This window comes from uncultured Williamsia sp. (assembly GCF_947494875.1).
Taxonomy (GTDB): Bacteria; Actinomycetota; Actinomycetes; order Mycobacteriales; family Mycobacteriaceae; genus Williamsia_A.
Window position 1 is genome coordinate 141,116 of sequence record NZ_CANLWM010000005.1, and the last position, 20,972, is coordinate 162,087.

Here is a 20,972-nt window from a genome sequence, read left to right on the forward strand (position 1 = left end):
CTCGGCGGGTGCACCACTGGTACACCCACGACATCGTGGCGGGCGGCAAGCTGCCGCTGCTGTTGTTCTTCGCCGGCTTCGTCGGCGGTTTCGTCGCGACGCGGGTCAGCGTCCGCCTGATCCGCGCCGACGTGAAGTGGTGGTTCCGCAACGTCAGTGCAGGCCAGACGCACGTCCATCACATGGTCTTCGGGGTCGTGGTGTCGCTGGTCTCGGGTGTGTGGCTCATCGCGATCTCGATGACGGCGACGCAGGCGCAGCTGTCGTGGCTGGCCTGCGCGTTCGGTGTCGGCGCAGCCCTCATCCTCGACGAGTTCGCGCTGATCTTCTACCTGCGTGACGTCTACTGGGCCGAGGAGGGTCGCGCCTCGGTGGACGCCGTATTCGCGATGGTCGGTGCGACCGGCATGGCGCTGCTCGGCTTCCGACCGCTGGAGCTGATCAGCGTGTCCGACGCGTTCGACGACAGCTGGACCGAGACGCTCATCACCGTCGCCTTCGGCCTCGTCGGACTACTCGTCGCGGCGGTGGTGGTGGCCAAGGGCAAGCCGTGGACCGCGCTGATCGGGATCTTCGTGTTCCCGGTGCTGCTCGTCGGCGCGATCCGCCTGGCCGACCCGGGGTCGCCATGGTCGCGATGGCGATACACCTCCCGCCCCAAGCGGATGGACCGTGCCGTTCGGCGGGAACGTCGGCAACGTCGCCCGCTGGTGCGCGCCAAGATCTTCCTGCAGGACCTCATGGCCGGCAGCCCCGACGTCGCCCACGCGATCGAGGCCGCCGAGACCGAACTCGACCGCGTGGTGCAGCCCGCACCCGCGCCCGCCGGCGACGGTCCGCGCCCGTCGATGCTGCTGTCCCGGCCGTCCTGATCGGATTTCTCCGTGGGCGGGGTGCTCTGGCACAATGGTGCGGTTGCCGCTCGACGGTCGCATCACGGTGTCCGCGACACCTGCGCCACGAGAGGTAGACCACCGACTGGAGCATGAACCGGCGTCGGGGCGCACCGCTCGCGGTGCGCGCGCCGGGTCCTCTGTTCACGCCCTGTACGCAGATTGGAACCGACCGATGAACACCCTGGACTCCCTCGACCAGAAGTCGCTGCGCGACGACATCCCCGATTTCCGCCCCGGTGACACGCTCGACGTGCACGTGAAGGTCATCGAGGGGTCCAAGGAGCGCGTCCAGGTGTTCAAGGGCGTCGTGATCCGTCGCCAGGGCGGCGGCATCCGCGAGACGTTCACCGTCCGCAAGGTCTCCTTCGGCGTCGGTGTCGAGCGCACCTTCCCGGTGCACAGCCCCACCATCGCCAAGATCGACGTCGTCACCCGCGGTGACGTCCGTCGCGCCAAGCTCTACTACCTGCGCGATCTGCGCGGCAAGGCCGCCAAGATCAAGGAGAAGCGCTGACGCTGTCCCGTGTCGCCGCGACGCGTGCCGTCGCGGCGACCACAGCGCGTGCTCGACTAGGCTGACGCGGTGCCCGACACACCTCGCCACGGACGGCCCGATCAGGATCCCCCGCTCGACGACGAGTCGCGGTACGACCCGCAGGACGCGTCCGTCGACCCGGACCCCGACGAGAAGCCGTGGCGCACGACGACCCCGAAGCGTGAGGGTCGCGGTCGTTCCGCGTTGCGCGAAACCGCGATCATCATCATCAGCGTCCTGGTGCTCACCTGGGTGCTGCAGACCTTCATCGGTCGCCAGTACGTGATCCCGTCGGAGTCGATGGAGAACACCCTGCACGGGTGCAGCGGGTGCACCAACGACCGCATCGTCATCGACAAGCTCACCTACCGCTTCGACGACCCGAAGCCCGGCGACGTCGTCGTGTTCAAGGCGCCGACGGCATCCTGGGACGAGGGCTGGTCGTCGCCGCGGTCGAGCAACACCGTGGTGCGAGGTCTGCAGGATGCATTGTCCTGGTTCGGGTTCGCACCCCCGGACGAGAACGATCTCGTCAAGCGCGTCATCGCCACCGGCGGGCAGACGGTCCAGTGCCGCAACGCCGACGACAAGGGTGTGACGGTCAACGGCAAGCCGCTGACCGAGCCCTACATCGACAAGGCCCTGCAGAAGCAGGACGCCGGCATCAATCCCGGCCTCGACGCCGGGGGCACGGGGACGCTGTCGAGTTGTCTCGGACCGGATTTCGGGCCGATCACCGTGCCCCAGGGCAACCTGTGGGTGATGGGCGACAACCGTGGCAACTCCGCCGACTCGCGCTACCACATCACCGACGAGCTGCAGGGCACCGTCCCCATCTCCGATGTCCGAGGCAAGGTCCGTTTCATCATCTATCCGTTCTCCCGGATCGGTGGTGTCGGCTCCTTCGATCCGCAGCGGTGACCGGACCGTCGACGGGCGCCCGTTCGCGCCGCTGGCCACCGCGACCGCCCGTGCGGCGCGCGGCGAGTCTGCGCACCTACGAGTTCGCCCTCACCAACAGCGGCCTCGGACCGGTCGCCGGCGTCGACGAGGCGGGGCGGGGTGCGTGCGCCGGCCCACTCGTCGTCGCGGCGTGCATCCTCCGGCCCACCCAACCGGTCTCGCTGGCCGAGCTCGACGACTCGAAGAAGCACACCGCGGCGATGCGCGAGACCCTGTACCGCTCGGTGATGCGGCACGCCGTCGCGAGCAGCGTCGTGGTCATCGACGCCGCCGAGGTCGACCGGATCGGGATCCACGTCGCCAACATCGAGGGGATGCGGCGCGCGATCGCGACGTTGTCCGTCCGTCCCGGATACGTTCTCTCCGACGGCTTCCGGGTCCCCGGGTTGACGGTGCCGTCACTCCCGGTGATCGGTGGTGACGGGGCGGCGGCGTGCATCGCGGCGGCGAGCATCCTCGCCAAGGTCACCCGGGACCGGATCATGGTCGAGATGGACGCGGCCCTGCCGGGATACGAGTTCGCGGTCCACAAGGGGTACAGCACGGAGCTGCACATGTCCTGCCTCGACCGTCTCGGCCCGTCGCCCCAGCACCGCATGTCCTACCGCAACGTGGCGCAGCGGGCGACGTCCGGGCCGCACCCGCGATCGGCGCAGGACCGCACTGGTTAGGCTGAGCGCATGAGTGCGGAGGATCTCGAGAAGTACGAGACCGAGATGGAGCTGTCGCTGTACCGCGAGTACAAGGACGTGGTCGGTCAGTTCACCTACGTGGTCGAGACCGAGCGCCGCTTCTACCTCGCCAACACCGTCGAGATGGTGCCCCGCAACGCCGACGGCGAGGTCTATTTCGAGGTCCGCATGTCCGACGCCTGGGTGTGGGACATGTACCGTCCCGCGCGGTTCGTCAAGCAGGTCCGCGTCATCACGTTCAAGGACGTGAACATCGAGGAACTCGAGTCATCCGAACTCAGACTGCCGGAGGACGGGGACCTGCCGGGCTGAGCGTCCCGGTGGGCGTCCGCCGCAGCGCCAGGCACGCCGCCGCGAGCGCCGCGGCGGTTCCGGCGATGGTCCACAGCGTCGTGGTGAACGCGGCCAGGAACGCCCGCGCGGCTGCCTGACGGGCCGCGTCCCGGACCGCGGGTCCCGCCGCGGCCAGGATCTCCGCGCGCGGACCGGATCCGGCGTCTCGGGTCGAACATCCCGGAGGGGACACCTCGGGTCGTGGGGACGCCAACTGCCGACGCGCGCAGTCGGTGAACGACCCGACGACGAACGGGGCCACCTGGTTCGGCACGGACGTCGTGCGCAGCGCCGCGGTCAACTCGTCCGACGACTGCGAGGCGGCGGTGGGCGCCGCCGCCGCGAGCTGGGCGAAGAAGAACACCCCGACCACCGCGAGGCCGACCGACGCGCCGATCTGCTGCACCGTCGGGACCATCCCGGACGCCGAGCCGACGGTCTGCTCGGTGGTGCCCGAGACGATCGTCGCCTGCAACGGTGCGACGAACAGGCCCACTCCCACGCCCCCGAGCACCAGCGCCGGGATCAGCGGCGGCAGGTCGAGCGCGCCGGACGACGGATCGAGAAGGGCGGCCGTCCAGGCGACGGAGACGGCGAACACGGCCATCCCCAGCGCGAGGGTGCGCGCACCCAGGCGTGGCACGATCAGCGACGACCCCACCGACCCGACGGCGGCGCCGAGCGCGAACGGCAGCGTGATGAGGCCTGTCCGCAGTGCCGAATAGCCGAGACCGAACTGCGCGGTCACGGACATCGCGAAGAAGAACGCGCCGAACACGCCGAAGAACGCGATCGACAGGACGCACCCGACGGCGAAGGCACGGCTGCGGAACAGGTCGACCCGCAGGAGCGGCTCACCGCCACGCCCCAGCAGCGCGCGCTCGTGGACCACGAACGCCACCAGCAAGATCACCGCGGCGCCCATCGACGCCCACGTCCATGCCGGCCAGCCCTTCTCGCGGCCGACGGCGAGGGGATAGATGAGGGCGAACAAACCGGCCGCCGACAACGCCACCCCGCGTAGGTCGAGGGTGACGTCGCGGGCCGCGCGCATCACCGGCAGGCACCGCCACGCGACGACGCACGCGATGAGCCCGAAGGGCAGGTTGACCAGGAAGATGGCGCGCCACCCGAGACCGGCGACGTCGGCCGAGATGAGCGCACCGCCGACGATCGGCCCGCAGATCGCCGCGATGCCCGCGGTGGCGCCGTACACGCCGAACACCAGCGGGTGCCGTGTCCGCGGGAACATGGTCGCGATCACCGCGATCGTCTGCGCCGACGCGCACGCCGCGCTCACCCCCTGCACGCCGCGCAGCACGATGAGTTCCGCGGGCCCCGTGGCCGTCCCGCAGAGCACCGAGGCCAGGGTGAACGCTGCCAGGGCCGCGACGAACATGCGGTGTCGACCGACGCGCTCACCGAGACGTGACCCCGCCATCAGGGTGCAGGCGAAGGCCAGGGTGTAGACGGTGAGCACCAACAGCTGGTCGGACGACGTCGCCCCGAGGTCACGGGCCAGGTCGGGCAGGGCGATGTTGACGATGGTGGTGTCGACCATCTGCATGAACACCGCGATGAGACACGCCGCGAACGCTGCCCACGCCGCCGCCGGCCGCGGGTGCGCCGTCACGGCATCCGGGTGAGCGAGCGACGACGGGTCGGGTGCCGCGCGTGTCGGCGAGTCCGCCACGTCGGTCAGCGCGTCAGCGAGGCCAACGACGGGGAGTGGTCACCGGCGGTGGCGACGGACCGGAACATGTCCGAGAACCGCGCGACGTAGTGATCGATCGACTCGGCCGCGGTGGCGGTGTCCGGGTAGAGCAGCGTCATGACGGTGTAGTCCGGGAATCGGTTCACCCACAGGTACACCTCCTCCGACGATCCGCGGTTGCCGAACACGCCGCCGTTGATGTGGTCGAACATCTGCGCGCCGGGGAGCTTCCGGACGTCGATGAAGCTCACCATCGGCACGACCCAGCCGTCGGGGACGACGATGCCCGAGTCCTCGGGGATCAACTCGACCACCCGGTGCAGCGACACCTCCGACAGCGACTTCCCGGCGTCGAACGACTGTTGGGTCTGACCGACCAGGGATGCGAAGGTGCTGTCGTCGGCGAAGTCGGTCGTCACCGGGATGAGATTCGTGAACCACCCGACGGAGTTGAACTCTTCCGGCGTGGAGCGGGTGTTCTTCGGCGTGAACCCGAGGTACCGCGAGGCGCCGGTGATCTCGTGCGCCACCAACCCGGCGACCGTCAGGACGCCGGCGGTGAACCCGGCACCGTTGGCCTTGCAGGCGGCGTCGAAGCGGTCGGCGCCCGCACCGTCGAGGAGCTCGACGGTGAGGATGCGGCTGCGGGTGTAGCCGTCCTCGGCGATGCCGAGATCGAGCGGGAAGCGGGGGAGTCGCCCGCCGTTGGCCGACAGCAGGGACAACCAGCGGGCGACCCGCTCGTCGGCCAGGTCGAGTTCCGCACCGGCGACGCGTTCACGAACGCAGTAGTCGAGATAGCTGCCGGCCGCGGCCAGGGCGGGTGCGGAGTCGGAGATGGCGCTGCCGTACAGACCGATCAGGTCGACACAGGACAGCGCCTGGGAGACACCGTCGGAGTTGAGGTGGTCGACCGCGAAGTACACGGTGAAGTTGTCGTCGTGCTCGATCACGCCGACGGTGAAGCAATCCCAGTGGAACGGGCCCGGCGTCGTCTCCTGGACATGGGCCAGGATCGACGCGCTGTCGGCGAAATCACCGTGGTCGGTCGGGGCGAACTCGATGGCCTCCACATCCATCACGTGGCGGGTCACGGAGTCGTGGTCGTCGATCGAGAACCAGCTGCGGAACGTGTCGTGGCGTCGGAGGAAGCCGTTGACGGTCCGGGTCATCGCGTCGACGTCCAGCCGACCACCGATGTCGAAGGAGATGAGGCAGAGTCGGGAGAAGCGGAAGCCCGCGTTCTCGTTGCGCCGGGCGGCGCGCAGATAGGACTGCTGCTGGTACGACGGCGGCGCGGGGCTCGTCGGTGCCGCCGCGGCCGCGTCGATCGCGGCGGGTGTGGCGTGCCACGTCGTGACGCGGCCCGGCGCCGGTGTCCACTCGTCGATCAGTCCGAAGTTGATCACGGTCCATCCCCTCCGACGCAGGGTTCCCCGCGCCTCTCCCCGGCATCGGCCTCGCCACCTGGCGGGTCGGGTGTGCATCACGGCGTGTGCCGCCGACCCTCCCAGCCGATAGGGACAAAACGGCGAGACCTACTGTGTCGCAACAGGTGTTGAGGCGTGACCGCCCCCACACCTACGGGACGGTAACTCGGACACGTGAGCCCGGGCAACCAGCGAGCACCCTGCCACAAGCCGTGCTGTGACCTGCACAGTGCACACTGTGACCTGTATTACCGTCGGGTAGGGTCTGCTCCGCATCGCGGGCCTCGAGCGCCCGACGCGGCGCCGGAGTCCGTGTCACACCGAGAACTGCCGGCGAGTGACGAGGGGATGGGCGGGGTGGGTCGACGCACTGCGAGGCGACGTGTCGTGACGGTCGTCGTCGCGGCCGTGGCGCTGATGCTGATCGGGACGATCGCGGGGATCGCACCCGCGTCGGCCCAGCAGGCTGCCGCCATCGCGTCCGAGAAGCCCGGGGTGCGCGGGACGCTCGCGCTGACGGTGCAGTCGCCTGCGATGCGCGCGGCGATGCGCGTCGACGTGATCCCGCCGCGGGACCCGTCCGCGCCGCATCCGACCGTCTACCTCCTCAACGGGGCACAGGGCGGTCTCAACGGCAGCAGTTGGCTCGACCAGACCGACGTCGTCGACTTCTTCGCCGACAAGAACGCGACCGTGGTGATCCCCGTGGGCGGGCAGGCGAGCTATTTCGCCGACTGGCGTGCCGACGACCCCGTGCTGGGTCACCAGAAGTGGGCGACGTTCCTCACGAAGGAACTCTCGCCGCTGATGGACGCGCGGTTCGGGAGCGACGGCCGCAACGCCCTGGCGGGGATCTCGATGGCGGGGACGTCGGTGCTCCAGCTGGCGATCGAGGCGCCGGGCCTCTATCAGGCGGTCGGGTCGTACAGCGGGTGTGCGCAGACGTCCGATCTCGTCGGCCAGGCGTACGTCCGTCTCACCGTCGCCCGCGGCGGCGGCAACGCCGACAACATGTACGGACCCGTCGACGATCCGGCATGGGTGCGCAACGACCCCTACGTGAACGCGGAGAAACTGCGCGGCACGGCCCTGTACATCTCGGCGTCGACCGGTGCGCCCGGCCCCTACGACCGCATCGACGGTCCCGGGATCGACGGCAACGTCGCGGAACTGGTGTCGCGGATCGGGGTCGGCGCGGTCATCGAGAGTTCGGTACGGCGGTGCACGGTCGCGCTGCAGGCGAAGCTCGAACGTCTCCGCATCCCGGCGACGTTCTCGCTGCCACCGGCCGGGACCCACAGCTGGCCCTACTGGCAGGACAGCCTGCACCGGTCGTGGCCGCTGTTCGCCCGTGCGCTCGGGATGCCCTGACGCTCCCCAGTTACGCCCGCCTCCACAGAGATCGGGGTCGCGTGCCGTCGTCGGGCCCACCGCGACGGTCCCGGCCCCCAGAGTGGCCGACGTGGAGGACAGCGCGCGGCCACCGAGCCGACAACTGATCGGACGCCGGGGCGAGGACGCCGCGGCGGATCACCTGCGGCACCAGGGGTACTCGGTGCTGGAGCGGAACTGGCGGTGCCGGTGGGGCGAGCTCGACATCATCGCCTGCGACGGGTCGACCCTCGTCGTGGTCGAGGTGAAGACCCGCACCGGTGACCGCTTCGGCACGCCGGCCGAGGCGGTGACCCCGGCCAAGTACCGGAGGTTGCGTCGGCTGGCGGGCCTGTGGCTCGACGAGCAGTCGCGAGGCTTCGCGGCCGTCCGGTTCGACGTCGTCGCGGTCCTGTTGGACCTGCGCACCGACGCGCTCGCGCTGACCCACATCCGGGGCATCTCGTGAGCGGCCTCGGTCGGGCGCGCTCGGCCGCGGTGGTCGGGGTGTCGGGGACCCCCGTCGAGATCGAGGCGTTCGTGAACCAGGGCCTGCCGGCCGTGGCGCTGGTCGGTCTGGCCGACGCCTCCCTGCGGGAGGCGAAAGACCGTGTTCGCGCGGCGGTCAGCAACTCCGGGTGCAAGTGGCCCGACGGTCGCGTCGTGCTGAACCTCTCGCCGGCGACGATGCCCAAGAGCGGGTCGTCCTACGACCTCGCGATCGCGGTCGCGGTCCTCGCGGCCAGCGACGCGGTGCCCACCCCTCTGCTCGACGAATGCCTCCTCCTCGGGGAACTGGCCCTCGACGGTCGCATCCGTCCGGTACACGGCGTGCTGCCGTCCGTGATGGCCGCGGTCGCCGAGGGGCTCACCCGGGTCGTCGTGCCCCGGGGGAACGCCGCCGAGGCGGCGCTCGTACCCGGGGTCGAGGTCGGCGCGGCCGGGCACCTGCGGGAGGTGGTGGCGTGGCTGGCGGGCACGGCGGTTCTGGACACCGTCGGCGACACCCCACCGGCCGCGGCTCCCGCGACCGCCGACACGGTGGACATGGCCGACGTGGTCGGGCAGGAGGAGGCCCGCCACGCACTCGAGATCGCGGCCGCCGGTGGCCATCACGTGTTCATGAGCGGCCCGCCGGGAATCGGCAAGACGATGCTCGCGCGACGTCTACCGGGGATCCTCCCGCCTCTGACGGAGTCGGAGGCGCTGGAGGCCACGGTCATCCACTCCGTCGCGGGCACGCTGCCCGCGGGAGGCCCGTTGCTCGTCGAGCCGCCCTTCATCGCACCGCACCACTCGACCTCGCACACCGCGCTCGTCGGGGGTGGCACCGGGATGGCCCGTCCGGGCGCGGTGTCCCGCGCGCACCGCGGTGTGCTGTTCCTCGACGAGTGCGCCGAGATGGGGGTCAAGGCGCTCGAGTCGTTGCGGACCCCGTTGGAGGACGGGCAGACCCGCGTGTGGCGCCGCGACGGCGTCGCGACGCTGCCCGCGCGCTTCCTGCTGGTCCTCGCGGCGAACCCGTGTCCGTGCGCGCCGGCACAGGACGTCGACTGCGTGTGCACCGCGCAGGTGCGGCGCCGCTATCTCGGCAAACTGTCGGGGCCGCTCATGGACAGGGTCGACCTGCGGGTGCAGATGGACCCACCGGGAACCGCCGCCCTCACCGGCGGGGTCGGCGAGTCGAGTGCCGACATCCGCGCCAGGGTGGTCACCGCGCGCGAGACAGCGCGGGAGCGATGGGCCGAGCACGGTTGGGCCACGAACGCGGAGGTGCCGGGATCGGCACTGCGCACGCGATATGCGTTGCCGTCCACGGTGACCCGGCCGATCGGGCTCTACCTCCGGGACGGTCGGGTGACGGCACGAGGGGCCGACAGGGCGATCAGGTTGGCATGGACCCTGTGCGACCTGCGGGGTGGCGTCACCCCCTCGCAGGACGAGGTGGCGCAGGCGCTGATGTTCCGCGACCGGGAGCGCGTGTGAGCGCGCCGCCGTCCGGGTCGGACACCCGGCGGCTGCACGCGTGGGCCTACCTGTCGCGTGTGGCCGAGCCGCCCGCGGCGGGAATCGCCCGCCTCGTCGACGACATCGGGCTCGAGGACGCCGCGTCGGCGATCCGGTCCCGGACCGTCCCTCCGGCACATCGCGCCGTCCTGACGTCGACAGCCGCACGCTACGAGACGGACTGTGCCGCCGAGGATCTGCGCACCCTCGACCGGCTGGGCGGACGCCTGGTGACCCCGGACGACGAGGAGTGGCCAGGCTGGGCTCTGCACGCGTTGCAGACGGCGGACACCGCGGCGCGTGGCGGACCGCCGTTGGCGCTGTGGGTCCGAGGTCCCGCCCGCCTCGCCGATCTGGCCGATGCCGCCGTGGCGGTGGTGGGGTCCCGAGCGTCGACGGCCTACGGGACGCGGATGGCGTCGACCGTCGCCGCGGGCGCGGTCGAGCGAGGCCGGGCGGTGGTGTCCGGTGGGGCCTACGGCATCGACGGGGCCGCACATCGGCGCGCCCTCGCCGACGCCGGGACCACGGTGGCGGTCCTGGCGTGTGGACTCGACATCGACTACCCGACCGACCACGGCGCGCTGTTCGCGGAGATCGCCCGCACCGGTGCGGTGGTCAGCGAATACGCCCCGGGCACCACCGCGGCCCGCCACCGGTTCCTGGCACGCAACCGCCTCGTGGTGGCACTGTCCGCGGCCGTGGTGGTCGTGGAGGCGGGCCGGCGCAGCGGCGCGAACAACACGGCGGCGTGGGCGCGGATCGTGGGCCGACCGCTCGGGGCCGTACCCGGTCCCGCGACCTCCGCCATGTCGGTGGGATGTCACGCGTTGATCGCCGACGGCTACGCCCACCTCGTCGACAGCGCTGCAGCCGTCGAACGCCTCGTCGCCCCCGACGGTGGCGGGGTCCCCGAGAACCCGCGGACGGTCGTCGACGACCTGGACCCGGTCGTCGCGCGGGTCCGCGAGGCGATCCCCGCATCCGGTCGCGCGACCGTCGCGGAGATCGCGTTCTCGGCAGGCGTCGACACGGCGACCACGCGGTCCGCTCTGGCGACGCTCGACATGCACGGACTCGTCGACGGCGACGGGTCAGGGTGGGCCCTGGCCCGAGCGCGCCCCACACGCACCTCCGACGGTGGTGATCGTCGGCCTCGACTCTTCTGACACGTCGACCGCCCGACTTGCACGGTTAGCCTTACCTAACTTGCGGGTGTACTCTCTCGCCATGGCGAAGCGACTCAACACCATGCAGGTCCGTCGGACCGAATGGATCACCCCTCACATGGTGCGCGTGCACCTCGGCGGACCCGGGTTCGCCGACTTCGCGGCGACGGACGACACCGACGCCTACGTCAAGATCATCTTCGGCGCGCCCGGGGTCGACTACCCGGAACCGTTCGACCTCGACCGCATCCGGGCCGAGTTCGCCCCCGACGACCAGCCGGTTCTGCGGACGTACACGGTGCGGTCCATCGATCTCGCCCGCGAGGAGATCGCTGTCGACTTCGTCGTCCACGGGGACACCGGCGTCGCCGGGCCGTGGGCCGCCGGGGCGCAGCCGGGCGAGACGGTGCGTTTCCTCGGCCCGGGCAGCGGGTACCGTCCCGACCCCGAGGCGCCCTGGCACCTGCTCGCCTCCGACGAGGCGGGCCTCCCCGCGCTCGCGGCCGCGCTCGCCGCACTTCCGGACGACGCCACCGCGCAGGCCTTCATCGAGGTCGCCGGTCCCGAGGACGAGATCGCCCTCGACGCGCCGTCACGGGCCACGATCACCTGGGTGCACCGCGGGGCCGGGTCCGATGTCGCCGACGACGGCGTCGCCGGCGACAACGCACCGCTGGTGGAGGCGGTCCGTCGCGCACCGTGGCTGCCGGGGGAGCCGCAGGTGTTCATCCACGGCGAGGCTCAAGCCGTCATGCACAACCTCCGCCCGTACGTCCGCACGGAGCGGGGCGTCAGCGCCCGGCGCGCGTCGATCTCGGGCTACTGGCGTCGCGGCCGCACCGAGGAGGGCTTCCGCCAGTGGAAGGCCGACCTGCGCCGCGCCGAGGAAGCGGTCCCGGCGAGCTGAGTCGTAGCGGTGACGCCAGGCGTCGCTTCGGTCACGACGGGCGCGTCGGACGAGCCGTGAGAGCGCGCGCAGGCGAGGCTGGTGTCATGCACGACGCCGGACGGCTGGCCGACTTCGAGGCCCATCTGCGTCACGAGAAGGGGCACAGCGAGCACACCGTGCGCGCCTACTGCGCCGACGTGCGGTCACTCGTCGCGTTCGCCGGCTCGCGGGGTGTGGCGATCGGCGACGTCGACCTCGACCTGCTGCGGGCCTGGCTCGCGCAGTCGGCACGGCGGGATGCTGCGCGGACCACGATCGCGCGCCATGTCTCCTCGGCGAAGACGTTCTGCGCGTGGGCGGTTCGCGAGGGTGTCCTCGCGCGGGACCCCTCCCTGCGCCTGCAGGCCCCGCGCGCCCACCGCACGCTGCCGCCGGTGCTCACCGCCGACCAGGCCGCCGCGGTGGCGACACGCCCTGCCCCCGACGGTTCGCCGGTCGCGCTGCGCGACGCGGCGATCGTCGAGGTCCTGTACGCCACCGGGATCCGGGTCGGCGAGCTGTGCGGTCTCGACCTCGACGACGTCGACGACGGCCGGCGCGTCCTGCGGGTCATCGGCAAGGGGGACAAGGAGCGCAGTGTCCCCTTCGGTGCCCCCGCCGCCGAGGCCCTCGCGCGGTGGCGTCGGGACGGCCGTCCCGCGCTGGCGATCGCGGCGTCCGGGCGGGCGCTGTTCCTCGGTGCGCGGGGACGCCGACTCGACCAGCGTGCCGCCCGCCGCGTGGTGCACGAGGCCGTCGCGACGGTCGACGGTGCCCCCGACATCGGCCCGCACGGGCTGCGACACTCCGCGGCCACGCACCTGCTGGAGGGCGGCGCCGACCTGCGGGTGGTGCAGGAACTCCTCGGGCACTCCTCGTTGGCGACGACGCAGCTCTACACCCACGTCGGCGTCGACCGCCTCCGCGCGGTGCACCGCCAGGCCCATCCCCGCGCCTGACGCGTCATCCGTCCCGCGCGGAGCGCGTCAACTGCCATCCGTCGGCAGCAGCCGGACCCGGACGGCGCCGACCAGAGCCCGTGGGTCGAGGTAGGTCGCCGATCGGCCGGTCCCACGCCGCGCACCCCAGTGCAGACACGTCGCCGCGCAGCCCGCGTGGCCGGGCGCCAGGATCCCGATCGGTGACCCCCGTGCGACCACCGCGCCCGCGGTGACCGTCGGCTCGACCGGTTCGTAGGTGGTGACGATGCCGTCGGCGTGCAGGATCGAGACGACCTGCCTGTCCGCGACGGCACCGGCGAAGCGGACGGTCCCCGCCCCCGCGGCCAGCACCGCGCCCGCCCCGACGAGGTCGACCCCGCGGTGCCCGGCCAGCCATCGCTGGGCCGGTGGGTCGAAGCCGCGGACCACCTCCGGCCGGGGGAGCAGGGGCCAGCCGTACCCACCGGGGATCCGCGCGTGCGCGTCGCCGCCCACCACCACCGACACCACCACCGCGACCACGGCCACCCGCACCGCCACCGACATCCCCACCTCCATGGGACGCAGGTGCCGCCCGGACGGTTCCGTACGGATTTCGTCGGCCGGGCCGGGCGTGACTACACTGGCCGATGCACTCTGCCCCCGGGCGGGGTGACTTCGCACGCCCGGACACCGGTTGCGCACCTTCGCAGGCTCGCGCTCCCGACTCCACCGGCCAGGCGGTCCCGGATCCCACGCGGAACCGGGTTCTGACCGGCCCGGGCGTCAGGGTCGGCCGCATCCCGCGTCCGACGACCAACTGCACACGAGAGAAGACACGACATGGCTGTCGTCACAATGAAGCAGCTGCTGGACAGCGGCGCCCACTTCGGCCACCAGACACGACGGTGGAACCCGAAGATGAAGCGGTTCATCTTCACCGACCGCAACGGCATCTACATCATCGATCTGCAGCAGACGCTGACCTACATCGATCGCGCCTACGAGTTCGTCAAGGAGACGGTCGCCCACGGCGGCACCATCCTGTTCGTCGGCACCAAGAAGCAGGCCCAGGAGTCCATCGCCAGCGAGGCGACGCGCGTGGGCATGCCCTACGTCAACCAGCGCTGGCTCGGCGGCATGCTGACCAACTTCTCCACCGTCCACAAGCGTCTCCAGCGCCTCAAGGAGCTCGAGACCATGGAGCAGACCGGTGGGTTCGAGGGTCGCACCAAGAAGGAAATCCTCATGCTGACGCGTGAGATGACCAAGCTGGACCGCACCCTCGGCGGCATCCGCGACATGGGCAAGGTGCCGTCGGCCATCTGGGTGGTGGACACGAACAAGGAGCACATCGCCGTCGGCGAGGCGCGCAAGCTCAACATCCCGGTCATCGCCATCCTCGACACCAACTGCGATCCCGACCTCGTCGACTACCCGATCCCGGGCAACGACGACGCGATCCGCAGCGCGGCCCTGCTGACCCGCGTGGTCGCCTCGGCCGTCGCCGAGGGTGTCCAGGCCCGGGCCGGCCAGTCGGCGAACGCCGACGCCAAGCCCGAGGCCGGAGCCGGTGAGCCCCTCGCCGAGTGGGAGCAGGAGTTGCTGACCCAGGCGTCGGCCCCGACCGACGCCGCCGCTGCCGAGGCGATCGCGGCTCCCGCGGAGGCCCCCGCCGCCGAGGCGCCGACCGCGCAGGCCTGACAGCTCGACACACCGACACCACCACGGTGCCCGCCCCACCGAAGACATTCGGTGGGGCGGTCCCCGTCACACGAGAAGGAGGCTCGCCACCGATGGCGAACTACACCGCCGCCGACGTCAAGCGGCTCCGTGAGCTGACCGGCTCGGGGATGATGGACTGCAAGAACGCCCTGGCCAACAACGACGGTGACTTCGACAAGGCGGTCGAGGAACTGCGCATCAAGGGCGCCAAGGACGTCGGCAAGCGTGCCGAGCGGTCCACCGCCGAGGGTCTCGTCGCCGCACGTGACGGCGTCATGGTCGAGATCAACAGCGAGACCGACTTCGTCGCGAAGAACGCCGAGTTCCAGGAGCTCGCCGACAAGGTCGTCGACGCCGCCGTGGCGTCGAAGGCGACCGACCTCGACTCGTTGTCCTCCGCGCAGGTCGACGGCCAGACCGTCGCCGACGCCGTCGCCGCGCTGTCGGCGAAGATCGGCGAGAAGCTCGAGCTGCGTCGCGTCGTGTCCTACGACGGCAACGTCGCGAGCTACCTGCACAAGCGTGCCTCGGACCTGCCGCCGGCCGTCGGCGTGCTCGTCGAGTACACCGGCGACGGCCCCGAGGCCGCCGAGGCCGCCCGGGGCGCCGCGATGCAGGTCGCCGCGCTCAAGGCGAAGTACGCGACGCGCGAGGAGGTGCCCGCCGACGTCGTCGAGAACGAGCGGCGCATCGCCGAGCAGACCGCCCGCGAGGAGGGCAAGCCCGAGCAGGCGCTGCCCAAGATCGTCGAGGGTCGCGTCAACGGCTTCTACAAGGACGTCGTGCTGATCGACCAGCCGTCGGTGCAGGACTCGAAGAAGACCGTCAAGGCGCTGCTCGACGAGGCCGGTGTCACCATCACCCGCTTCGAGCGCTTCGAGGTCGGACAGGCCTGACCCGCGACACCTGACGCACGGACCCCGGGACCACCACGGTCCCGGGGTCCGTTCGCGTGCGGGGCATGGCGGGCGCATGTCACCACATAGGATTGTCCCCGGCGACCACCCGGCCCGTCGCCGAGCACACCGACATCGTGAGGAGCGGCGAGTGACCGACGGTTCTGCCCCGACAGCCGACACGGCACCCACCGCGCGACCGGGTTTCTCTCGCGTGGTGCTCAAGCTCGGCGGCGAGATGTTCGGGGGTGGGAAGGTCGGCCTCGACCCCGACGTGGTGTCCACGGTCGCCGCGCAGATCGCCGAGGTCGTGCGCACCGGCGTTCAGGTGGCGGTCGTCATCGGCGGCGGAAACTTCTTCCGCGGCGCCGAACTGCAGCAGCGGGGCCTCGAACGGTCCCGGTCGGACTACATGGGCATGCTCGGCACCGTCATGAACAGCCTTGCGCTGCAGGACTTCCTGGAGAAGCAGGGGATCGTCACGCGCGTGCAGACCGCCATCACGATGGGCCAGGTCGCCGAGCCCTACATCCCGCTGCGCGCGCAGCGGCACCTGGAGAAGGGGCGTGTCGTCATCTTCGGCGCCGGGATGGGCATGCCCTACTTCTCCACCGACACCACCGCCGCGCAGCGTGCGCTCGAGATCAAGGCCGAGGTGGTGTTGATGGCCAAGGCCGTCGACGGCGTCTACAGCGCCGACCCCCGCACCGATCCCGACGCCACGCTCTACAGCGAGATCAGCCATCGCGAGGTCATCGAGAAGGGGCTCGCCGTGGCCGACTCGACCGCGTTCAGCCTCTGCATGGACAACAAGATGCCGATGCTGGTCTTCAACCTGCTGCAGGAGGGCAACATCGCCCGCGCGGTGGCGGGTGAGAAGATCGGGACACTGGTCATGTGACGGTCGTGTCCGCACGTGACCGCACGACCGACACCATCGACGACCGACGACGAGGGGCGAGACCATGATCGACGAAGCACTCTTCGACGCCGAGGAGAAGATGGAGAAGGCCGTCGGCGTCGCCCGTGACGACATGGGGTCGGTGCGGACGGGGCGAGCGAACCCGTCGATGTTCAACCGGATCGTCATCGACTACTACGGCGCCATCACGCCGATCACGCAGCTGTCGTCGATCAACACCCCCGAGGCGCGCCTCGTCGTCATCAAGCCGTACGAGGCGTCGTCGCTCGGTGCGATCGAGACGGCCATCCGCAACTCCGACCTCGGCGTGAACCCCACCAACGACGGCTCGATCATCCGCGTGGCCGTCCCGCAGCTGACCGAGGAGCGCCGGCGGGAGCTGGTCAAGCAGGTCAAGTCCAAGGGTGAGGACGCCAAGATCTCCATCCGCAACGTGCGGCGCAAGGCCCTCGACGAGCTGAAGCGGATCCAGAAGGACGGCGAGGCCGGCGAGGACGAGGTGAACCGCGCGGAGAAGGACCTCGACAAGACGACGGCCGGGTACGTCGCGCAGGTCGACGATCTCGTCAAGAACAAAGAGAACGAACTGCTGGAGGTGTGAGCACCGGCGGCGAGGGCGTGAGGATGACCGAGAAGGCGGCGCAGCAGACGTCGGCGGCGGGTGAGGAGCCCGCCCCGAAGACGTCGCGCGCGGGGCGCAACCTGCCGGCGGCCTTCGCCGTCGGCGGGTCGTTGGGCGTCGGCGTCATCCTGGTTCTCGTCTTCGTCCCGCTGGTGTGGATCCCGGTCGTCGCGGTCTCGCTGGCCGTCGCGACCTGGGAGGTCGTCAAGCGGGTCCGGGACGGCGGATACGACGTCGGCCTCGTGCCGCTGCTGGTCGGTGGGCAGGCGATCATGTGGTCGGCCTGGCCCTGGGGCCCCACCGGCGCGCTCGTCGCGTTCGTGGCCACCGTCCTGGTCGCGATGGTGTGGAAGCTGCTGAGCGGCGGACGGACCCGGGCACCGGAGAACTACCTCCGTGACCTCGCGGTCACCGTTCTCGTGCTCGCGTGGCTGCCGCTGTTCGCCTCGTTCGCGATCGTGATGGTCACCCAGGACCACGGGTGGGCCCGCGTCCTCACCCTGATGATCGTGGTGGTCTGCTCCGACGTCGGCGGCTACACCGCCGGAGTGCTGGTCGGTCGGCACCCGATGGTCCCCGCGATCAGCCCGAAGAAGTCGTGGGAGGGGATGGTCGGATCCCTCGTCTTCGGCACCGTGGGGTCGGTGCTGCTCGCCGCGTTCCTGCTGGACGCGCACTGGTGGATCGGGCTCGCGCTCGGACCGGTGCTGGTGATCTGCGCGACCCTCGGTGACCTCGTCGAGTCCCAGGTCAAACGCGACCTGGGCATCAAGGACATGGGCACCCTGCTGCCCGGACACGGCGGCATCATGGACCGTCTCGACTCGATCCTGCCGTGCGCCTTCGTCGTGTGGGCGGTGCTGAGCGCCCTGCTGTAGGCCGCCCCGGCGAGGGGTCCCGCGCGGGGCGGCCCGGGGCGTCAGACCTTGCGGACCGCGCGGCGCACCTGGAACATCCGCGCACCGCCGACGACGGCGGTGATCAGAGCCCCGGCGATCGCCGCGATGAGCAGGCTCACACCCTGCGGCAGGTTCACCTGCCAGAAGAAGAGCTGGATCTCCTGCTTGTCGAGGTTCTGCACGATGAACACGAGCAGCAGGATCAGCACGATCGCCCCGACGATGATGCCGACCCACGCCGACTTCGTCCGGGTGTGCCGCACCTCGGCGAGTGCGTCTTTCACGGGGTCGCCGTGCTTGCCCGTGTCGCCGTGGGGTGGTGGGGGACCGTCGGTCGAGGAGAGCGGTTCGGGCTCCGAGGCGGAGGACTTCGGGTTCGTCATGGCAGACATCATCCCCCGCGTCCGGCCGCAGGGAGCGCCGTCGCGCCGGGACAGTGCCGAGATCGTGACCGGCGCCTGGGGAGGTGACGATTGGATTTCCGGGCGTGGGTGCGGGACCGTTGTGGACGTGTCCGGTCCTGTCCTGCCCCTGGTGTTCGACGCGCCGAAGCGTGGACGGCCGCCCCGACACCTGGCCGACCTCGACCGTGCGGGTCGGCGTGCGGCGGTGGAGGAGTTGGGACTGCCCGGTTTCCGCGCCGACCAACTCGCGCGGCAGTACTACGGACGGTTGTGCGCCGACCCCGCGGAGATGACCGACCTCCCGGCCGGCGTCCGGGACACCGTGGCGCAGTCGCTGTTCCCGACCCTCATGACGACGGTCCGCCACATCGCCTGTGACGACGGCACCACCCGCAAGACGCTGTGGCGGCTGCACGACGGGACGATGCTCGAGTCGGTCCTCATGGGCTATTCCGACCGCACCACGGTGTGTGTGTCGAGCCAGGCCGGCTGCGGTATGGCGTGTCCGTTCTGCGCGACCGGTCAGGGTGGTCTCGACCGCAACCTGTCCACGGCCGAGATCGTCGACCAGGTGCGCGCCGCGGCCCGCGCCGTGGCGGACGGCGAGCTCGCCGGTGCCCGCCGGCTGTCGAACGTGGTCTTCATGGGCATGGGCGAGCCGCTGGCGAACTACGCCCGTGTGCGCGACGCGGTCCACCGCATCACCGCGCCCGCGCCGGAGGGTCTCGGCATCTCCCAGCGGTCGGTGACGGTGTCCACCGTCGGTCTCGCCCCCGCCATCCGCCGGCTCGCCGACGAGAAGATGCAGGTCCGGCTGGCCGTGTCCCTGCACACCCCCGACGACGAGCTCCGCGACACCCTCGTCCCGGTGAACAACCGCTGGTCGGTCGAGGAGGTCCTCTCGGCGGCCCGCTACTACGCGGACGTCTCCGGGCGCCGGGTGTCGATCGAGTACGCCCTCATCCGCGACGTCAACGACCAGCCGTGGCGGGCGGATCTGCTCGCCAAGCGGCTCCGCCAGCACCTGGGCCACCTCGCGCACGTCAACGTGATCCCGCTGAACCCCACCCCGGGCAGCGAGTGGGATGCGGCGCCGAAAGCCGTCGAGCGCGAGTTCGTCCGCCGCGTCAACGACGGTGGCGTCGCCTGCACGGTCCGGGACACCCGCGGACAGGAGATCGCCGCCGCCTGCGGGCAGCTCGCCGCCGAGGGCTGACCCGTGCCGCCCGCCGATCCGCGCGCGCACGGCGTCGTCCCGCGCGTGCGCGACGTCGTCGTCGTGGGCGCGGGGTTCTCCGGGCTGATCGCCGCGCGCGACCTGTACCGGGCCGGTGTCGACGTGGTGGTGCTCGAGGCGTCCGACCGCTGCGGAGGGCGGACGCTGACGGTCACGACGACGCTGGGGTCGGCCGTCGACCTCGGCGGTCAGTGGATCGGTCACGACCACCACCGACTGCGCGCGCTCGCCGACGCCGTCGGCGCCCGACGGTTCACCATGCGCACCGGCGCCGTCCCCGCGATCGTCGCGGACGGTCGGCGACGGTCCGCCGCCGCACCCACGACGATCCTCGCGGTGCTGCTGATGGGGGCGGCGGAGATCGCCCGTCGACGTCGCCCGACCCCGCGATGGTCGGAAACCACGGTGCACGACCTGCTCGCGAGGGTGCCCGGCCGCACCCGTCGGCTGCTCGAGGTGACAGCCCTCGTGGCGTGGACCGCCGACCTGCGGCGGATGTCGGTGGCCACGGGGGCTCAGCTGATCGCGGGGCAGGGTGGCCTGCGGACGATGCTCGCCACCACCGGTGGAGCACAGGAGGAACTGCTCGTCGACGGGACGCGTGCACTCGTCGACGCCATCACCACCGAACTCGACACGGCGGTGCGGTTGGGTGCCGCGGTCACCGCCCTGCACCGTGACGACGACGGCGTCACCGTCGACGTCGGCGGTGATGTGCTGAGGGCTCGACACGTGGTCGTCGCGGTCCCGCCGCCGGTCGCCGCGCGCATCGCACACCGACCCGCGATGCCGACCGCCTGGCGAGCGGTGGCCGACGGCACGGAGATGGGAGCCGTCTACAAGGCGATCGCGGTGTACCCGACCCCGTTCTGGCGGAGGCAGGCGTCGGGGGAGGTGCTGGTCCTCGACCGGCCGGGGTGCGCCGTGTACGACACCTCGACACCGGAGGGCCCGGGCCACCTGTGTCTGCTGGTCGGCGGGCCGGAGGCCCGCGCCCTCGATGCGATGTCACCGTCCGGTCGGCGGGACCTGCTGCTGGGGCGCCTGGCAACCGTCCTCGGACCTGAGGTCGTCGACCCGGCCGACTGGCACGAGAAGTCGTGGCACACCGACCCGACCGTGGGTGGGGGATACAGCGCGGTGCCGGTCCTGGGCTCGGGCGCCGACCTGCCGCTGGACGCGGACCCGATCGGTCGCGTGCACCTCGCGGCCACGGAGACGGCCGCCGAGCACCCCGGCTACATCGAGGGTGCGATCGAGGCCGGGGAGCGGGCCGCGCGGGAGGTGCTGGCCGCGCTCAGGAGTTGAG

At 71.3% G+C, this 20,972-nt stretch carries 22 protein-coding genes; 18 read left to right on the forward strand and 4 right to left on the reverse strand.

What is annotated here, in order from left to right; genetic code table 11:
- Nucleotides 1–8: 8 nt before the first annotated feature.
- The 5 genes from Q1A98_RS13000 to Q1A98_RS13020 all read left to right on the forward strand — a co-directional run bounded on the left by Q1A98_RS13000 (nt 9) and on the right by Q1A98_RS13020 (nt 3,398).
- The gene (locus tag Q1A98_RS13000) at nt 9–872 is read left to right on the forward strand and encodes a hypothetical protein (RefSeq protein ID WP_299574121.1); all 864 of its coding nucleotides are present in this window, start codon (nt 9–11) and stop codon (nt 870–872) included.
- 196 nt (nt 873–1,068) lie between these two features.
- Nucleotides 1,069–1,410, forward strand: coding sequence for a 50S ribosomal protein L19 (gene rplS, locus Q1A98_RS13005; RefSeq protein ID WP_253652581.1), 342 nt, complete (start codon nt 1,069–1,071; stop codon nt 1,408–1,410).
- Between the two features lie 69 nt (nt 1,411–1,479).
- Nucleotides 1,480–2,352, forward strand: coding sequence for a signal peptidase I (gene lepB, locus Q1A98_RS13010; RefSeq protein WP_299574124.1), 873 nt, complete (start codon nt 1,480–1,482; stop codon nt 2,350–2,352).
- On the forward strand, nt 2,349–3,065 hold the full coding sequence (locus Q1A98_RS13015) for a ribonuclease HII (RefSeq protein WP_299574126.1): 717 nt from the start codon (nt 2,349–2,351) through the stop codon (nt 3,063–3,065). Before lepB ends, Q1A98_RS13015 begins: the two co-directional genes overlap by 4 nt.
- A 9-nt stretch (nt 3,066–3,074) precedes the next feature.
- Nucleotides 3,075–3,398 carry a DUF2469 domain-containing protein gene (locus Q1A98_RS13020; protein ID WP_299574128.1) on the forward strand — a complete coding sequence of 108 codons (324 nt, stop codon included), beginning with the start codon at nt 3,075–3,077 and terminating at the stop codon, nt 3,396–3,398.
- On the opposite strand, the gene Q1A98_RS13025 is transcribed toward Q1A98_RS13020, so the two are convergent.
- Nucleotides 3,364–5,112 carry an MFS transporter gene (locus tag Q1A98_RS13025; RefSeq protein ID WP_299574130.1) on the reverse strand — a complete coding sequence of 583 codons (1,749 nt, stop codon included), beginning with the start codon at nt 5,110–5,112 and terminating at the stop codon, nt 3,364–3,366. The genes Q1A98_RS13020 and Q1A98_RS13025 overlap by 35 nt on opposite strands.
- 5 nt (nt 5,113–5,117) lie before the next feature.
- On the reverse strand, nt 5,118–6,542 hold the full coding sequence (locus Q1A98_RS13030; RefSeq protein WP_299574133.1) for a condensation domain-containing protein: 1,425 nt from the start codon (nt 6,540–6,542) through the stop codon (nt 5,118–5,120).
- 408 nt (nt 6,543–6,950) lie between these two features.
- Here Q1A98_RS13030 and Q1A98_RS13035 point away from each other — a divergent pair, with 408 nt between their 5' ends.
- The 6 genes from Q1A98_RS13035 to Q1A98_RS13060 all read left to right on the forward strand — a co-directional run bounded on the left by Q1A98_RS13035 (nt 6,951) and on the right by Q1A98_RS13060 (nt 12,997).
- Nucleotides 6,951–7,934 (forward strand): alpha/beta hydrolase family protein, encoded by a 984-nt coding sequence (locus Q1A98_RS13035; protein WP_299574135.1) that lies wholly within the window; start codon nt 6,951–6,953, stop codon nt 7,932–7,934.
- 91 nt (nt 7,935–8,025) lie between these two features.
- Complete coding sequence (locus tag Q1A98_RS13040) at nt 8,026–8,403, forward strand: YraN family protein (protein WP_299574137.1); 378 nt, start codon at nt 8,026–8,028, stop codon at nt 8,401–8,403.
- A complete protein-coding gene (locus Q1A98_RS13045) occupies nt 8,400–9,920 on the forward strand; it encodes a YifB family Mg chelatase-like AAA ATPase (protein ID WP_299574140.1) in 1,521 nt (506 codons plus the stop codon). Before Q1A98_RS13040 ends, Q1A98_RS13045 begins: the two co-directional genes overlap by 4 nt.
- Complete coding sequence (gene dprA / locus Q1A98_RS13050; RefSeq protein ID WP_299574143.1) at nt 9,917–11,110, forward strand: DNA-processing protein DprA; 1,194 nt, start codon at nt 9,917–9,919, stop codon at nt 11,108–11,110. Before Q1A98_RS13045 ends, dprA begins: the two co-directional genes overlap by 4 nt.
- Before the next feature lie 61 nt (nt 11,111–11,171).
- Nucleotides 11,172–12,017: a siderophore-interacting protein gene (locus Q1A98_RS13055; protein ID WP_299574146.1), complete on the forward strand. Its 846-nt coding sequence runs from the start codon at nt 11,172–11,174 to the stop codon at nt 12,015–12,017.
- Nucleotides 12,018–12,103: 86 nt separating this feature from the next.
- Nucleotides 12,104–12,997 (forward strand): tyrosine recombinase XerC, encoded by an 894-nt coding sequence (locus tag Q1A98_RS13060; RefSeq protein ID WP_299574149.1) that lies wholly within the window; start codon nt 12,104–12,106, stop codon nt 12,995–12,997.
- Between the two features lie 27 nt (nt 12,998–13,024).
- Here the strand turns inward: Q1A98_RS13060 and Q1A98_RS13065 are convergent, their stop codons facing one another.
- Complete coding sequence (locus tag Q1A98_RS13065) at nt 13,025–13,525, reverse strand: peptidoglycan DD-metalloendopeptidase family protein (protein WP_299574152.1); 501 nt, start codon at nt 13,523–13,525, stop codon at nt 13,025–13,027.
- Nucleotides 13,526–13,801: 276 nt separating this feature from the next.
- Here Q1A98_RS13065 and rpsB point away from each other — a divergent pair, with 276 nt between their 5' ends.
- The 5 genes from rpsB to Q1A98_RS13090 all read left to right on the forward strand — a co-directional run bounded on the left by rpsB (nt 13,802) and on the right by Q1A98_RS13090 (nt 18,001).
- Nucleotides 13,802–14,662, forward strand: coding sequence for a 30S ribosomal protein S2 (gene rpsB, locus Q1A98_RS13070; RefSeq protein ID WP_299574154.1), 861 nt, complete (start codon nt 13,802–13,804; stop codon nt 14,660–14,662).
- A 92-nt stretch (nt 14,663–14,754) separates the two neighbouring features.
- A complete protein-coding gene (gene tsf, locus Q1A98_RS13075; RefSeq protein ID WP_299574157.1) occupies nt 14,755–15,579 on the forward strand; it encodes a translation elongation factor Ts in 825 nt (274 codons plus the stop codon).
- 151 nt (nt 15,580–15,730) lie between these two features.
- Nucleotides 15,731–16,480, forward strand: coding sequence for a UMP kinase (gene pyrH, locus Q1A98_RS13080; RefSeq protein WP_299574160.1), 750 nt, complete (start codon nt 15,731–15,733; stop codon nt 16,478–16,480).
- A gap of 64 nt (nt 16,481–16,544) precedes the next feature.
- On the forward strand, nt 16,545–17,102 hold the full coding sequence (gene frr, locus Q1A98_RS13085; RefSeq protein ID WP_299574162.1) for a ribosome recycling factor: 558 nt from the start codon (nt 16,545–16,547) through the stop codon (nt 17,100–17,102).
- A gap of 23 nt (nt 17,103–17,125) precedes the next feature.
- Nucleotides 17,126–18,001 (forward strand): phosphatidate cytidylyltransferase, encoded by an 876-nt coding sequence (locus tag Q1A98_RS13090; protein WP_299574165.1) that lies wholly within the window; start codon nt 17,126–17,128, stop codon nt 17,999–18,001.
- Between the two features lie 41 nt (nt 18,002–18,042).
- Here Q1A98_RS13090 and Q1A98_RS13095 read toward each other — a convergent pair whose 3' ends face one another.
- Nucleotides 18,043–18,405: a lipopolysaccharide assembly LapA domain-containing protein gene (locus Q1A98_RS13095; RefSeq protein WP_299574168.1), complete on the reverse strand. Its 363-nt coding sequence runs from the start codon at nt 18,403–18,405 to the stop codon at nt 18,043–18,045.
- A gap of 127 nt (nt 18,406–18,532) precedes the next feature.
- Here Q1A98_RS13095 and rlmN point away from each other — a divergent pair, with 127 nt between their 5' ends.
- Both rlmN and Q1A98_RS13105 read left to right on the forward strand, forming a co-directional pair.
- Nucleotides 18,533–19,642: a 23S rRNA (adenine(2503)-C(2))-methyltransferase RlmN gene (gene rlmN / locus Q1A98_RS13100; RefSeq protein WP_299574171.1), complete on the forward strand. Its 1,110-nt coding sequence runs from the start codon at nt 18,533–18,535 to the stop codon at nt 19,640–19,642.
- A 3-nt stretch (nt 19,643–19,645) separates the two neighbouring features.
- The gene (locus tag Q1A98_RS13105) at nt 19,646–20,971 is read left to right on the forward strand and encodes an FAD-dependent oxidoreductase (RefSeq protein ID WP_299574173.1); all 1,326 of its coding nucleotides are present in this window, start codon (nt 19,646–19,648) and stop codon (nt 20,969–20,971) included.
- The last annotated feature ends 1 nt before the right edge of the window (nt 20,972 follow it).

What these genes read in the sequence shown, in the direction of transcription:
- rplS (WP_253652581.1), top strand. Translation starts at nt 1,069, where the DNA reads ATGAACACCCTGGACTCCCTCGACCAGAAGTCGCTGCGCGACGACATC.
- Q1A98_RS13020 (WP_299574128.1), top strand. Translation starts at nt 3,075, where the DNA reads ATGAGTGCGGAGGATCTCGAGAAGTACGAGACCGAGATGGAGCTGTCG.
- Q1A98_RS13055 (WP_299574146.1), top strand. Translation starts at nt 11,172, where the DNA reads ATGGCGAAGCGACTCAACACCATGCAGGTCCGTCGGACCGAATGGATC.
- Q1A98_RS13060 (WP_299574149.1), top strand. Translation starts at nt 12,104, where the DNA reads ATGCACGACGCCGGACGGCTGGCCGACTTCGAGGCCCATCTGCGTCAC.
- Q1A98_RS13065 (WP_299574152.1), bottom strand. Translation starts at nt 13,525, where the DNA reads ATGTCGGTGGCGGTGCGGGTGGCCGTGGTCGCGGTGGTGGTGTCGGTG.
- rpsB (WP_299574154.1), top strand. Translation starts at nt 13,802, where the DNA reads ATGGCTGTCGTCACAATGAAGCAGCTGCTGGACAGCGGCGCCCACTTC.
- tsf (WP_299574157.1), top strand. Translation starts at nt 14,755, where the DNA reads ATGGCGAACTACACCGCCGCCGACGTCAAGCGGCTCCGTGAGCTGACC.
- frr (WP_299574162.1), top strand. Translation starts at nt 16,545, where the DNA reads ATGATCGACGAAGCACTCTTCGACGCCGAGGAGAAGATGGAGAAGGCC.
- Q1A98_RS13090 (WP_299574165.1), top strand. Translation starts at nt 17,126, where the DNA reads ATGACCGAGAAGGCGGCGCAGCAGACGTCGGCGGCGGGTGAGGAGCCC.
- Q1A98_RS13095 (WP_299574168.1), bottom strand. Translation starts at nt 18,405, where the DNA reads ATGACGAACCCGAAGTCCTCCGCCTCGGAGCCCGAACCGCTCTCCTCG.